This window comes from Sulfurimonas sp. NW15 (assembly GCF_051132285.1).
In the GTDB taxonomy this organism is placed as follows: Bacteria; Campylobacterota; Campylobacteria; order Campylobacterales; family Sulfurimonadaceae; genus Sulfurimonas; species Sulfurimonas hydrogeniphila.
Genome location: NZ_CP093237.1, coordinates 2,152,151 through 2,165,794, shown reverse-complemented (window position 1 = coordinate 2,165,794; position 13,644 = coordinate 2,152,151). Strand labels below are relative to the sequence as shown.

The window sequence follows — 13,644 nt, the reverse complement described above, 5'->3', positions numbered from 1 at the left end:
GGTTAAGTTTTATTTAAAAAGTTATCGCGGAAGTCAGGAAAAAAGTGCGATGCATTTTACCGAGGAACATCGCAAGCAGGTTCGATACTATGTAAAAGCAGTGAAAGAGATAACGGGAGATGAAGTGCGTGGCTATATCTGCTATATCTTGGAAGATACCGTTAAAATAGAGACCGTTTAAATGGGTAGAAGAGGTATTAAAAACAGGTCCTTGTGCAGAACCTGTTTTGCAGTTTAGACGATGACTGTTTTGATTTTTGCAATCAAATCGTCATTGCGTATAGGTTTCATTAAAAATCCATTTGCACCGCACTCCAAAGCTTCTGCTTTTTTTGTTTCATCTGTTGTAAGAACCAAAATAGGAAGTTGACGCAGACTTTCATCGGCACGCACGACTTTAAGCATATCGATACCACCCATGATAGGCATGATGATATCCAAGAGTATCAAGTCAATATCATCACGGCTTTTTAAAACACCTATGGCATCTGAGCCGTTTTTTGCTTCGACAACCTCTTTTACATTTCCGCTTTTCATCAGCATAGATTTTAAAAGCTTCAAATTAATGAGATCATCATCAACTGCAAGCACAACCAAATCAGTTTTTTTCATAGTTATTTCCTTAAATAAATTTTTCTATAACAAGTCTCAGCAAGTCTTTGTTTATAATATTTTTAATCGTTTCATCTACATATTTTGAATCTTCTTCACTTACAGGTACAGCCGGATCTACAATCAATACCAGGTAGGTGGAGAGATTGTTTTTTTGACTTTTCTCTTTGACTGACCGGGCGAAATCTTTCAAGTCTAAAGTTTCTGTCTCTTTGTCAAACAATATAAGTTTATAGCTCTCCTCTTCAATTTTCTTTTGCAATTCATCTATATTGTCTATGACTTCGTAAGTATATCCAAGTGAACTGAGAATTTTTGTAAAAAGCTTTGTTTCAAAGGGACTTTTTTTAGCAAGAAGAATATCAGCTTTGTATTTTGCCGGAACTTGTTCCGGTACTGCTTTTTCTTCTTTTTCCGGTACTGCTTTTTCTTCTTCTTTTGCTTCTTCTTCCTGCTGTTGTGCTTTTTCTGTTTTCTTTTCTTCTGTCTTTGCATCATTGACATCCACAATGTGGTCTGCTAAAAAATGATTCAGCAGTGTTATGATCTCTTCACGTACTAATGGTTTTGTTGTATATTCATCAAGTCCGGCTGCTAAAAATCTTTCACGATCACCCTTGAGTGCATTTGCTGTTAAAGCGATTATTGGAACATGGGGCTGGTTGTATACCTCTTCATATTCAAGAATCTCCTGCGTCGCTTCTATACCATCAAGGAAAGGCATTTGGATATCCATAAAAATCAGATCATAGTTATTGTCTTTGCGTTTTTGGAATGCTTCAAGTCCATTGGATGCGATATCAACAGTGAGTCCCAAGTCTTCAAGTGTCCGTTTTATCAGTTTCTGGTTGATTATATTGTCTTCTGCAACAAGTACTTTTGCTGCAAATTTAGACGAACCGACTGTAAAGACTTTGTTTGAAGTTGTTTTTAATTTTGGTGCTGTAAAATTTTGACTTTGGTAATTTTCAAGGGCTGCTTTTAATTTGGTATTATTTAATGGCTCATATATGGTCTTAAATATCTCTATACCCATAGAGTCGATTTTTCTCATAAAATAAGATTTTGTAAGAAGTATCAGCTTTTGCGGAAGAGTGCTGTATGCTTTTAATTCTTCTTCGGTTGCATATTCATAATCTACAAAAAGCATATCATAATTTATTTGTCGCTGGAGTGTTTCAATTTCATTTTTGTTTTTAAATGTTGTATAGCTTACGCCGTAAAAATCAAGATACTCTTTGAGATAGGTGTCTTGTCTCTTTGTTTTATGAGCAGACTCTAAAATTAAAGCATTGATTCCCAGATATTGTTCTTTGGCACTTTCGCTGATAACTTCTATCTCTTCAAAATCAAGTGTAAAGAAGAAAGTTGTTCCTTCTCCCGGTTCACTGTGCAGATCAAGTTGTCCGCCCATCAGTTCAATAAAACGCGCAGAAATTGTAAGACCAAGACCTGTACCGCCGTATTTACGTGTAATGGATGTGTCTGCCTGTGAAAAAGCTTCAAAAATCCTGGATTTTTGCTCGCTTGTAACACCGATACCGCTGTCTTGCACTTCAAATCTGATACGTGTTGTTCCTTCCTGAGGTGATTGCAGTTTTCTGATATCGACATTGATAGCTCCGGAACTGCTTGTAAACTTCACAGCATTAGAGAGCAGGTTAATAAGAACTTCTTTAATTTTTGTCGGGTCACCTTTGAGCGGCTGTTCAAGTTCAGGGTCAATAAAACATCCCAGATCAATGTGCTTTTCACTTGCACGGACAGCATATACATCAACGGCACTTTCAAACTCTTCTATAGGATTAAAGATTACATCTTCAATTTCAAGTTTATTGCTCTCGATTTTTGAAAGGTCAAGAATATTGTTGATAATTTCAAGCAGGTTTTCTGAAGATTTTTCGATAATTTCAACAAACTCCTGTTGCTCTTCTTTGAGTCCTGTATCTTTAAGTAGTTCTGTAAAGCCAACAATTCCGTTGAGCGGCGTACGAATTTCATGGGACATATTTGCAAGAAACATCGATTTTGCTTCACTCGCTTCCTGTGCTGCTTCTTTATCCCGTTTTGTCTGTTCAATGATTTTTTCCAAAAGACTGTAGGCCTCTTCTGTCCCTTTGGCTGTATGAAGATTGATCTCAACTGCTTTGTCGCTCTCATTCGTGTCTTCTGCAACTTTTCTGAGGACACCTTCAAGGTTGTGAATATTTCTGGCAATTTCATTAGAGAGCAAAAAGCCCAAAACTGCCAATATGATTGAAATCAGCCAAATTGTCAATGTAATGGTCAAAAACTGTAAAGCTTCTGTTTTTACCTGAACGGCTCTGGTGTCCATGGCACTCAGGACAACATTTTCTCCCTCTGAAATAAGGTTGCTTTTTTCTGAAAGCATGGCAAACCAGACACCCGGGTTTGTTTCATACTCTCCGCTTGCTGCAGCAATTAAAATAGAAGCACGTTCTGAGTTAAGGTCATCAAAGAGCTCAAGAGCATCATCACTTTTAAATAGTTCATCAAGCTTTTTCTCAAGATTTTTGTCTTTGAGGTTATAGAAGTTGATAGCATCGGCTTTTGCGATTAATGAGAGCCATTGATTTATTTCTTCTTCTTCCATTTCTGTTGAACGGGCAAGGGTATAAGAGATAAAGTCACGTTCATCTGCAGTATAGGCATTTGCACGTACCAGCGAAATATAAACAGAAGCATAAGTGTTGATTTTACTGTCAAGCTGGTGCGACGTAATCGTTTCAAGCTGCTTGATAATTATTTTTTCTGCTTTACCGTATACTTTGTTGTATATATCTTCAAAGTTTATTTTATGTGTATCAACCAATGTTCTGGCATGTTTTATACTTTGCATCGCATTTTTTAATGCCGTGTCTTTTTGTGAAAGTGCCTGTAGCTTTTGAAAATAGAGTTTTTCCTGTTTGTCAACGATCTTTCTCTGCTTTAAGAGTGATTTTAATGTATTTGGTGAGGAATTACCAAGGTACATTACGGTCATACCTCTTTCCCGGGAAACATTTCTCAGAAGGTTGTTGAGTTGCCTGTTTGTGGAAAGTTTATCCTGAAGAAGTTGTGCTGCTTTATAGTTTTCGTATGAGTTATATACAAAATAACTTGTAATAGAAATTAAAATAATAATCGGTAATAAACTAATAAGTCGAAGTCTGTTTTTTAGTCCTATTTGCATTGCCTATTCCTCTTCTTTTGAAATTGCTGTAAGTATATTTTCTATCTCTTTTACAGTTTGTGTCAGCGTCTCTTTATCTGTAGAGTGTGTGAGTGTTTCAAGTTCATTTGTAAAAGTGTGCATTCTCATATTGTCACTCATTCCTTTTAATTTTAAGGCTTGCCGCTTCAGTGCAGAGTAGTCTTGGGTGGCGAGAGCATCATTTATTTTTGCAATTATAGCATGTGCTTCTTTTATAAAGTCTTCAAAGAGTTCATTGAAACTCTCTAAATCCAGGCCTATCTCATTGGCAATTTTTTCTTTAGAATATTTTTTCTCATTTTCTGATTCTTCCTGCGTTTCTGTCCCTTCCTGCGTCTCTGTCTCTTCCTGAATTTCCTGTTCTTCTTGAATCTCCGGCTCTTCTTTAAATTCCAAAGTCAGTTCAGGTTCATCATCTTTAAAAGTGAGAATTTCTTCAGATTCCTGTGGTGCAACAAAATCATCATCATAAAGTTCCGGAATTTCAATTTTTTGAGGCACTTCATCATCTTTTATGGTGGCAAGATCTTCTTCACCGGCTAATTTTGCAATAATTCTGTAAAAATCATCCAGGTTTGTCTGTATGATATCGACATCAGAAGTAGCATTTATAATTGAAAGTACTTCATGTGCATCTTCAATACGAAGATTCGCTGCGACTCCTTTAAGCTTGTGCGAAAGAGTTTTAACATTATCAATATTTCCTTCTTCAAGTGATTTGTAAAGTTCATCTTTAAAGTCGTTTGCCTGGGTTATAAAATCCTGTATAAACTCTTCAATCAAATCAAGTGGCAAACCAAGCTCTTTTGATGCGATATTGGGGTCAAAAACATAGGTGCTTTTCGGTTTTTGAGGAGATTCCTGAACGAAAGGCTCTGTCTTTGTTACTTCCGGGGTTTCGATGCTTAAGTCACCTACATCCAGCATTGCATCAAGGTCTTCTTTCTCTTGTGTCTCCACATGTAACGGAGTGTCATACTCATCTTGTATGACTGTTGCTTCTTCTGTTGTCTTAAGGATTGGTTGTGACTGCTGTGGAGATACTGTTTCCGGTATTGTTCTTTGCGTAATATCTCCTGAAATAGCATCATACTCCTGCGCTGTAAGTGTTCGCAGATTGTTTAAGTGTACTATATAGGCTTTTTGAGTCGGATTGTCTACAAGGTAGGCATTTGTAATTGTAATTATTGCTTTGTAGTTTTTTGAATTGGCATTAATGATGACTTTGGATTCTTCATTAGACTCTGCACATGTTATATAGTCAATCCAGTGCACATGCTGAAAATTATGTATATATCCTGGTGTTTTTACAAACAAATCTGCGAAATCTGTCACTTCTGCGCGCAGATCAGCCAAATCTTTATATCCCAGTGTATGCAGGTTTTTTTCGTCAATACCCAAAAACTCTTTTTGAAAATTATAAATTAGCATTCTTCCATCCCTTATTCCTCTTCTGTCTCAAGCATCTTTTTATATGTTTCTTCTGTTTCTTGAATATCTTTGCGAGAGGCTGCTTTTCTGGCAGCAATATAACCTGTTATATTTTCATCATTATCTCTGATTGGCAGAATTTCTGTCTCTACCCAGTAGTACAGACCGTCTTTTCTAAGGTTTTTTACAAGTCCGTTCCAAGCCTGTCCACTTTGAATAGTTTCCCACATTTTTGCAAATATGCTGCGCGGCATATCCGGATGTCTGAGTATGTTGTGGGGTTGTCCTACCAGTTCATCGGCTTTATAACCGGATACACTGCAAAATAGTTTGTTTGCATAGGTAATAACACCTTTTAAATCTGTCTGAGAAATAATGACATTTCCGTCAAAAAAATACTCTTCGTCTACAGGGATAATTTTGCTCATTAAAAAACCTTATAATTAGTGATTCACTTGAATTCTCACAAATATATCATAAAGGAGTGAAAAAAAAACTTATTTATAAAAATTTTTGATGGTTTTTGCATCTTTTGTATTTAAAAGTGAACGAATATCATCAAATGTGGCACTTTTGAGTGCTTCAAAGGTGCCATAATGATTGAGCAGTTTTTGAATTTTTGCAGCCGATATTCCATGTAAACTTAAAAGTCTGCTCTCCTGGTCAAGTTTGAGTTTTGTTTTTTTGTGAAATGTGATCGCTGCTCTGTGTGCTTCATCCCGTAAATTTTGAACCCACTGCAGACGTTTGTCACTTGTTTTGAGTCTGAAAATTTTCTCTTTTGTATAGAGAATATCCTGAGCATTTCCTTTGGCCCGGTGTGCCTTGGCATCAACTTTTTCTTTTGAAATGGCTATGACATCAAGGGCGATACCGTTGGATTCAAGTATGTCAAGTGCAAGTTTAAGCAGTGTTGCTCCTCCGTCGAGTATCCACAGGTCCGGCGGTGAATTTTTAGAAAAACTCTCTACTCTTTTTGTAAGTGTTTCGCGCATTTGGGAGTACTCGTCTTTTGCCTCCAGATGATAGGTTCTGTAGGATTTCTTGTCAAACTTTGCATTTTCATATACGACCATAGCTCCGACTGTTGCAACACCGGACATATGGGAATTGTCAAATATTTCCACTCTGTTTGGAATTTTTTGCAATTGACACAGTTCCTGGAGTTCTTCGAGTATTTTGACATTAAGTGTTTCTTTGTCTTTTTTCAATAACTCCGCTGCATTTAATTTTGCCAAAGCAATCAAGTCTTTTTTCTTTCCTCTTTGAGGGATGAGAATGTGTGCTTTTTGACCAAATACTTTTGTGAGGTGATGCGCTATAAGTTCTTTGTCCTCAAAACTCTGAGGAAGAAGAATCGGAGCAACGATGGGAGGCTTTTCATCTTTGTAAAATCCAAGCAGTGCTCTTGAATAGAGCTCATTCAAATCCAAGCCTTCATGAAGCTGCAGATACTCATGAGAAGAAGAGATTATTTTGCCGTGTCGCATAAATATTTTTACAACTACCGCTCTTTTTTCAGAATTTTCTATTGCAAAAATATCATAATGTTCATTTGTGGCAAAATCAATTTCGCTTTTAATCTGGGACCGTTCTATTCTCTCTATGGTGTCTCTGAGCTCGGCGGCTTCTTCAAAGCGCAACTCCTGGGCATAAAACTCCATTTTTTCTTCCAGTTTGCCAAGAAGCAGTTTTTTGTTTTTAATCAGCTGCGATGCAAGTGTTACTTCCTGCTGATAACGCTCTTTGCTGATTGGCAGTTCACAGGGACCGAGACATTTGTCTATCTGATAGTAGAGACAAAGTTTTTTTGACTTCAGACAGGATTTTTTCTGTACAAGTTTGCAAATATCATAAATGGAGTTGAGAATATCTCTCGCACCGACAGAGTAGGGACCATAGTAGGTGATATCTTTGGAGTTAATCACCTTTCTTGTAATGTCGAACCGAGGGTACTCCTGAGAGTTGTCTATATAAATGTAGGGGTAGGTTTTGTCATCACGGAGCAAAATATTGTATTTCGGACCCAGCTGTTTGATCAGTGAATTTTCAAGTATGAGCGCATCATGTTCGGAATTTACAATGATATAATCCATGGAAACGGTTTGGTTTATCATTTTTGAGATGCGCAAAGAGAGCTGCGGATTTGCACAAAGTTCGGGAGTAAACTGCCAGTAGCTTTTTACACGCTTGGCAAGGTTCTTGGCTTTGCCCACATACAGGAGATGGCCGTTTTTGTCAAAATACTGATAGACTCCCGGGTTGTTCGGCAGTTGTTGGATTTTTTCTTTAAGTGTCATTTTTTTCTTTTATAATTTTTTGGATAGAGAGAATAAGTTCTCTGAGTTTTTCATCATGAACAGGAATGTCAAAGTTTCCCGTTGCTCTTTCCCTGTAGGATACAATTTTTCTGGGTTGTGTCAATGCTGTTGTGTCTCCATGTAAAGCAGGTTTATGTGTAACAAAAGCTTTTATATCTGTTATAGTTTCATTTTCACATTCTGCGGGAGTGTGAAACTTTAAAGCACTTTTAATGCTTTGTATACTATTATCAAATTCTTGTTTGGCACCGGGATGATTGAGAACGAAAAAAAGTATTTTATTTTTTATATATGAAAACTTAATCATCTTTTGTAAAGGGGGGCTGAATGCCGATTGTATTTTATGAATGCATTTGTATTGAGACAGTTTGGAAAATTGAGGTTTATTTTGAAGAGAGTTGAGAATATCACTGCTGTTTTTCATAGGCTAATTATAGCAAGCTTTTTATTAAGCGTAAGCGGGTGCGGCTATAAAGCACCCCCTTATTATGAACAGAGTGTACCAAAAGAGGATAAAAATGTGAAGTTTATTATTCAAAAGAAAGAGTTTAATAATGATACGAATGAAAGCTGTGCACCGTAATGACTGAATATGATGTAGTAATAATAGGCGCAGGTGTGGCAGGACTCTATGCAAGTATGAATATCCCTGCTGAGAAAAAAGTGCTTATTATCAATAAGCGGGAAACTTTTAAATGCAATACATTCTATGCCCAGGGCGGAGTAGCGCTGGCTCGTGATGAAGCGGATATTCCGGTACATATAAAAGATACGCTTGCCGCCGGTGACGGGCTGTGTGATCCGGAAGCGGTGGATGTGCTGAGCCAGAATTCACGTCAGGCGATTGATGACCTGATAGAACAGGGGTTTCGTTTTGACACCAATGAAGAGGGGGAACTTCTTTATACAAAAGAGGCGGCACATTCCTGCGAACGGATACTGCATGCAGGCGGTGATGCGACGGGGAGATATCTGCACCATTTTCTTCTTGAACATACTGCCCATGCGATGCTCAGTGATGCAAGAGTCGTTGATCTGCTGATTGATAATGGCGAATGTTATGGCGTTACCGTACTTGATCACAGACAGCGCAGAAACATATATGCAAAAAATGTCATTATAGCGAGCGGAGGCGTAGGTTCTTTGTATGAATACCATACAAATGCACCCTGTATCAGTGCTGATATACAGGGACTTTGTGTGATGAAAGGCATAGCCCTTGACAGAATGGAAATGTTGCAGTTTCATCCCACTGTATTTGTAAATTCCAACAATGCCCAAAAAATGCTCTTGACAGAAGCTCTCCGTGGAGAAGGGGCAACCATAGAGGATGAAACCGGAAAAAGATTCCTGTTTGATTATGATGAGAGAGGCGAGCTGGCTTCACGCGATATTGTCAGCAAGGCAATATATAAATATAAAAAGAAGACAGGTATGCATGTGTATCTCAACTGTGAAAATTTTGATAAAGAGTATTTTGAACACAGGTTTCCAAATATTTGCAAGAACCTAAGGGAACTGGGCTTTAATGTTCCTGCGCAAAGGGTTCCGATATCGCCTGCTTTTCATTATGCCATCGGTGGTATTCGCACCGATTTGAATGCCAGAGTGCCAAATGTAAAAAATTTGTATGCTGTTGGCGAAGTTGCTTCAACAAGGGTGCATGGAGCAAACAGACTGGCATCGAACTCACTGTTGGAGGGTTTGGTTTTTGCAAAAAGGGCAGTGGATGATATTTTAAAAAATATTGACACTCCTAAAAGTATGAAAACATTTGAACTCCATGATGAGGTGATGAGTCTCAAAGAGGACAAGGCGAAAAAAGACCAGCTCAGACGAATAATGTGGGAAAATGTTTCTATAATTCGTACAAAAAGCGGATTAAACGATGCTTTATCCACAATTAATGCACTTTTAAATGAAAATATTGGTAAACTACTAAAATTTCGTTTACTGACGGCAAAAGAGATAGTAATATCTGCATTAAACAGGCATGAATCCATAGGGGTTCATACAATACAAGAGGAGAATTAATGGAACACGAAGCAATAAATCTTGCAACAACCTGGGTAGGATGGCTGAGCTTAGCTGTCTTTGTTATAGCGTATTATTTTATCGCTACAGAAGAAAAATATGAGATAAACAAAGCAAAACCGGCACTGTTTGCCGGTACATTTATGTTTATGCTTATCGGTATTTATTATGCTATTAACGGGATGAATCCTGATCCGCTGCATGATGAACTGGAAAAACTGATTTTGGAAATAGCCGAAATTTTCTTTTTCCTGCTTGTTGCAATGACTTTTATTGAGACGCTTTTAGAACGCGGTGTTTTTGATCTGTTAAAGTATAAACTTGTCTCAAAAGGGTATACCTATAAAAAACTCTTTTGGCTGACCGGTCTGCTGGCATTTTTTATCTCCCCTGTCGCAGACAACCTGACAACTGCTTTGATCCTTTCCACCGTGCTTTTTACGATTGACAAGAAAAATCTTGCATTTTTGGTTCCGGGAGCTATAAATATTGTCGTAGCTGCCAATGCAGGCGGCGCATGGTCTCCGTTTGGTGACATTACAACACTCATGGCATGGACTGCCGGCAAAGGAGAGTTTGTGGACTTTCTTTTCCTCTTTCCTGCTTCTGTTGTCGGCTGGGTTGTTACAGCATTTTTACTCTCTTTGTCCGTTCCCTCGGGAGAACCGCCGTTTGATGCAGCGACAGAAAAGAAACCCAAAGTACTTGATGGTGGAATAACCGTTGCCTATTTGGGAGTATTGACCATTGCAATTGCTGTTCTCGGGCATACATTTTTTCATTTTCCGGCAATGTGGGGTATGATGTTCGGTCTGGCTATTTTAAAACTTTATGCGTTCCAGCTTGAAAGAACAGGAAAGAACAGTTTTAACATTTATGTCAATATGGAAAAGGTAGAGAACGATACGCTTCTTTTCTTCTTCGGTATTCTTTCGGCTGTCGGAGCATTGCACTTTTTAGGCTTTTTGGAATACATCCATCATCTGTATGAGTTGCTTGGTTCAACCACAGCCAATATCGGTGTCGGATTCCTTTCTGCAATTGTAGACAATGTACCGGTAATGAGTGCAATTTTAAAATCTTCTCCAAACATGGGAATAGACCAGTGGATGCTTGTAACCATGACAGCGGGTATCGGCGGCAGTCTGATCTCTTTTGGTTCGGCAGCCGGTGTCGGAGTTATGGGAAAACTTCGCGGAATCTATACTTTCGGTTCACACATGAAGCATTCATGGACTATTTTAGTGGGATATGCGGTCTCTATTATAATCTGGTACGTTCAGTTTGAAATTATGGGACTTTATTAAAAATCCAAATTTCGGAACCCGTACTTTATGTGCGGGCTTTGTCTCTAATGGCTAAGACTTGGATTTCCAAGAACAAATCAAACATTAATCTTATTTATTGTATCCTTTCATAACTTAAATTCTTTTCAACTTTTCTTTTCTCAAAAAACATTGTTTTTTGTAGCTTTAGGGGGTTGTAGGGACGCAGAGTCCCTGCTGTAAAATGGGCTTTTGCTCATTTTATATATAAATTTATCAAAAGGCATTTCAATGACAAATGTTAGCATTATAGTTTTAGACTTTGGTTCTCAATACACACAACTCATCGCTCGTCGTCTTCGTGAAGATAAAATATACTGTGAAATCCTTCCTTTTCATACAAAAGCCCAGGATATTGCAGCGAAAAATCCTCAGGGTATCATACTCAGCGGAGGTCCTTCTTCTGTATACAACAAAGATGCCTATGAAGTTGACAAAGAGGTTTATAAAATGGGCATTCCGATTCTTGGTATCTGTTATGGAATGCAAAGGATTGCGGTAGATTTTGGCGGTTCGGTTATACGTTCTGACCACCATGAATACGGAAAAGCAGAACTTGACATAGTCGGCTACCCTGACAATGTTTCTCCTCTTTTTAAAGATTGTGACAATCACACTGTAGTATGGATGAGCCACTCGGACAGAGTAGAAACACTTCCTGAGGGTTTTAAGGTAATCGCCACATCTGACAATTCACCGTATGCGGCCATTGCAAATGATGAAAAACGTGTCTATGCGCTTCAGTTTCATCCGGAAGTACAGCACTCTGAAGAAGGGTACCTGATGCTTCGCAACTTTGCAAAAAATATCTGTGGCGTCACAGAAAAATGGAAAATGGAGCATTTTCTCAAGCAGCAGATTGAATCCATTCGCGAACGTGTCGGTGACGCCAAAGTGCTTTGCGGACTGAGCGGGGGAGTTGACAGTTCTGTTGTGGCAGCAATGCTGTATGAAGCAATCGGTGATCAGCTTATTCCTGTGTTTGTAGATAACGGACTGTTACGCAAAGGTGAGAGAGAGCAGGTTGAGGAAGTTTTCAAAGTAAATCTCAAAGCGCCTCTTGTTACTGTGGATGCAGCGGATAATTTCTTAACAAAACTGGCAGGAGTGAGCGACCCTGAACAAAAACGCAAAATTATCGGGCATACTTTTATAGAAGAGTTTGAAAAAGAGGCGAAAAAACATGACGGTATTAAGTTTTTGGCACAGGGAACACTCTATCCGGATGTCATTGAATCTATCTCTGTCAACGGTCCCTCAGAAGTGATTAAATCTCACCATAATGTCGGCGGTCTTCCTGACTGGATGGATTTTGAACTGATTGAGCCGCTGCGTGAACTTTTTAAAGACGAAGTACGTAAAATCGGACTGGAACTGGGACTTCCGGAGAGTATGATTAACCGTCATCCTTTTCCCGGACCTGGTCTTGCTATTAGAATCATGGGGGATGTAAATGTTCCTGATTTGGATCTTTTACGCGAAGCAGATGTTATTTTACTCGATGAACTCAAAGCAAGCGGATATTATGCAAAAACATGGCAGGCTTTTGCCGTGCTTTTAAATGTAAAATCAGTAGGGGTTATGGGTGACAACCGTACCTATGACAACACGGTATGTATCAGAGTTGTAGAAGCAGTTGATGGTATGACAGCAACATTCGCACATCTGCCACATGACCTGCTTGAGAGAATTTCAAGAAGAATCATTAATGAGGTCGATGGAATAAACCGCGTAGTTTATGATATATCATCTAAACCGCCCGCAACAATAGAGTGGGAATAAAATTGAGAAAAATTTCGGCTCATCTTGAAAGGATTGAGGAATCAGCATAGTTTAACTATGCCTTAACCTCAAAACATTCCAATCTGAACCAAACTTTTTACAATTTCCATAAACGAGGAAATTTCAATGCATAATAAGCCCATTTACCTTTTTTCTGTCTCTTCTCATCCTGATGCTCACCATGTAAACTCTTTGGATATTACTTTTTTTCAGCCTGATATTGATTTTTCCAAATATGATTATCTGATAATTACCTCAAAGCAGGCATCAAAAGCGTTGCAACAGTATGAAAAAAAAGAGTATATAAAGAAGCAGGCGCTGTGTATCTCAAAACAGAGTGCAAAAAGTTTTGAAGATTTAGGGGGTCAGGTCCTGGCTGTCGGTAAGGGGTACGGCGATACTCTTGCGGAAAAAATAAAACAATACCCAAAAGAGACAAAATGGCTTTATTTGCGTGCTGAACTTGTTGCTTCTGATTTTGTCCTTACATGTAAAGAAGAGGGATACTGCATAGATGAAAAAATTGTCTATGCAAGCAAATGCAGTGAAGAGTTGTTACATGTAACAGTGCCGCAGGATGCTATACTTATTTTCACCTCTCCTTCAAGTGTAGAGTGTTTTTTAAGCAGGCATACTTTGCTGCACACACATAAAATAATCGTTATAGGCAAAACAACGGCAAAAGCACTGCCAAAAAACTGCTCCTGTATTCTCTCTGATGAGACAACTATTGAGAGTTGTATGCAAATAGCGCATTCCCTAAAATAAAAACAAGCATATTTTTAGTATAATTATCTTGTTAATCTGAGTAGTTCGTGTCAGCACATATATGCGGGTTCTACATATTCAACCTGTGAATCAGTAGGGTTGTCGTGTGTCGGTGGTTTCGCTTGAGGTATGTTCACTCTGCCGATGAAATTGCCGC

General features: G+C 38.5%; 11 protein-coding genes. 5 read left to right on the top strand and 6 right to left on the bottom strand.

Annotation, left to right across the window (positions count from 1 at the left end):
- The first annotated feature begins 49 nt into the window (after nucleotides 1-49).
- Nucleotides 50-181, top strand: coding sequence for a hypothetical protein (locus MLC52_RS11160; RefSeq protein ID WP_434580497.1), 132 nt, complete (start codon nucleotides 50-52; stop codon nucleotides 179-181).
- 53 nt (nucleotides 182-234) lie between these two features.
- Here the strand turns inward: MLC52_RS11160 and MLC52_RS11155 are convergent, their stop codons facing one another.
- The 6 genes from MLC52_RS11155 to MLC52_RS11130 all read right to left on the bottom strand — a co-directional run bounded on the left by MLC52_RS11155 (nucleotide 235) and on the right by MLC52_RS11130 (nucleotide 8,002).
- Nucleotides 235-612 carry a response regulator gene (locus tag MLC52_RS11155; protein ID WP_151899427.1) on the bottom strand — a complete coding sequence of 126 codons (378 nt, stop codon included), beginning with the start codon at nucleotides 610-612 and terminating at the stop codon, nucleotides 235-237.
- A 10-nt stretch (nucleotides 613-622) separates the two neighbouring features.
- Nucleotides 623-3,805, bottom strand: a complete 3,183-nt coding sequence (locus MLC52_RS11150; protein ID WP_346389723.1) for an ATP-binding protein — start codon at nucleotides 3,803-3,805, stop codon at nucleotides 623-625.
- 3 nt (nucleotides 3,806-3,808) lie between these two features.
- Nucleotides 3,809-5,257 (bottom strand): Hpt domain-containing protein, encoded by a 1,449-nt coding sequence (locus MLC52_RS11145; protein ID WP_434580496.1) that lies wholly within the window; start codon nucleotides 5,255-5,257, stop codon nucleotides 3,809-3,811.
- Between the two features lie 11 nt (nucleotides 5,258-5,268).
- Nucleotides 5,269-5,685: a PAS domain-containing protein gene (locus MLC52_RS11140; RefSeq protein WP_151899430.1), complete on the bottom strand. Its 417-nt coding sequence runs from the start codon at nucleotides 5,683-5,685 to the stop codon at nucleotides 5,269-5,271.
- A gap of 69 nt (nucleotides 5,686-5,754) precedes the next feature.
- Entirely contained in the window at nucleotides 5,755-7,557 is a 1,803-nt protein-coding gene (uvrC, locus tag MLC52_RS11135) for an excinuclease ABC subunit UvrC (protein WP_151899431.1), read from the bottom strand.
- A complete protein-coding gene (locus tag MLC52_RS11130) occupies nucleotides 7,547-8,002 on the bottom strand; it encodes a hypothetical protein (protein WP_151899432.1) in 456 nt (151 codons plus the stop codon). The genes uvrC and MLC52_RS11130 overlap by 11 nt, the downstream gene beginning before the upstream one ends.
- 158 nt (nucleotides 8,003-8,160) lie before the next feature.
- Between MLC52_RS11130 and nadB the strand changes: the two genes are divergently transcribed.
- The 4 genes from nadB (at nucleotide 8,161) to MLC52_RS11110 (ending at nucleotide 13,487) form a co-directional block, all read left to right on the top strand.
- A complete protein-coding gene (nadB, locus tag MLC52_RS11125) occupies nucleotides 8,161-9,612 on the top strand; it encodes an L-aspartate oxidase (RefSeq protein WP_151899434.1) in 1,452 nt (483 codons plus the stop codon).
- Nucleotides 9,612-10,919, top strand: coding sequence for a sodium:proton antiporter NhaD (nhaD, locus tag MLC52_RS11120; protein ID WP_151899435.1), 1,308 nt, complete (start codon nucleotides 9,612-9,614; stop codon nucleotides 10,917-10,919). The genes nadB and nhaD overlap by 1 nt, the downstream gene beginning before the upstream one ends.
- 249 nt (nucleotides 10,920-11,168) lie before the next feature.
- Nucleotides 11,169-12,719, top strand: coding sequence for a glutamine-hydrolyzing GMP synthase (gene guaA, locus MLC52_RS11115; protein WP_151899436.1), 1,551 nt, complete (start codon nucleotides 11,169-11,171; stop codon nucleotides 12,717-12,719).
- A 126-nt stretch (nucleotides 12,720-12,845) separates the two neighbouring features.
- Entirely contained in the window at nucleotides 12,846-13,487 is a 642-nt protein-coding gene (locus tag MLC52_RS11110; RefSeq protein ID WP_434580493.1) for a uroporphyrinogen-III synthase, read from the top strand.
- The last annotated feature ends 157 nt before the right edge of the window (nucleotides 13,488-13,644 follow it).

Coding starts and splice junctions, on each gene's coding strand:
- MLC52_RS11160 (WP_434580497.1), top strand. CDS start 50: ATGCATTTTACCGAGGAACATCGCAAGCAGGTTCGATACTATGTAAAA.
- MLC52_RS11155 (WP_151899427.1), bottom strand. CDS start 612: ATGAAAAAAACTGATTTGGTTGTGCTTGCAGTTGATGATGATCTCATT.
- MLC52_RS11150 (WP_346389723.1), bottom strand. CDS start 3,805: ATGCAAATAGGACTAAAAAACAGACTTCGACTTATTAGTTTATTACCG.
- MLC52_RS11145 (WP_434580496.1), bottom strand. CDS start 5,257: ATGCTAATTTATAATTTTCAAAAAGAGTTTTTGGGTATTGACGAAAAA.
- MLC52_RS11140 (WP_151899430.1), bottom strand. CDS start 5,685: ATGAGCAAAATTATCCCTGTAGACGAAGAGTATTTTTTTGACGGAAAT.
- uvrC (WP_151899431.1), bottom strand. CDS start 7,557: ATGACACTTAAAGAAAAAATCCAACAACTGCCGAACAACCCGGGAGTC.
- MLC52_RS11130 (WP_151899432.1), bottom strand. CDS start 8,002: ATGAAAAACAGCAGTGATATTCTCAACTCTCTTCAAAATAAACCTCAA.
- nadB (WP_151899434.1), top strand. CDS start 8,161: ATGACTGAATATGATGTAGTAATAATAGGCGCAGGTGTGGCAGGACTC.
- nhaD (WP_151899435.1), top strand. CDS start 9,612: ATGGAACACGAAGCAATAAATCTTGCAACAACCTGGGTAGGATGGCTG.
- guaA (WP_151899436.1), top strand. CDS start 11,169: ATGACAAATGTTAGCATTATAGTTTTAGACTTTGGTTCTCAATACACA.
- MLC52_RS11110 (WP_434580493.1), top strand. CDS start 12,846: ATGCATAATAAGCCCATTTACCTTTTTTCTGTCTCTTCTCATCCTGAT.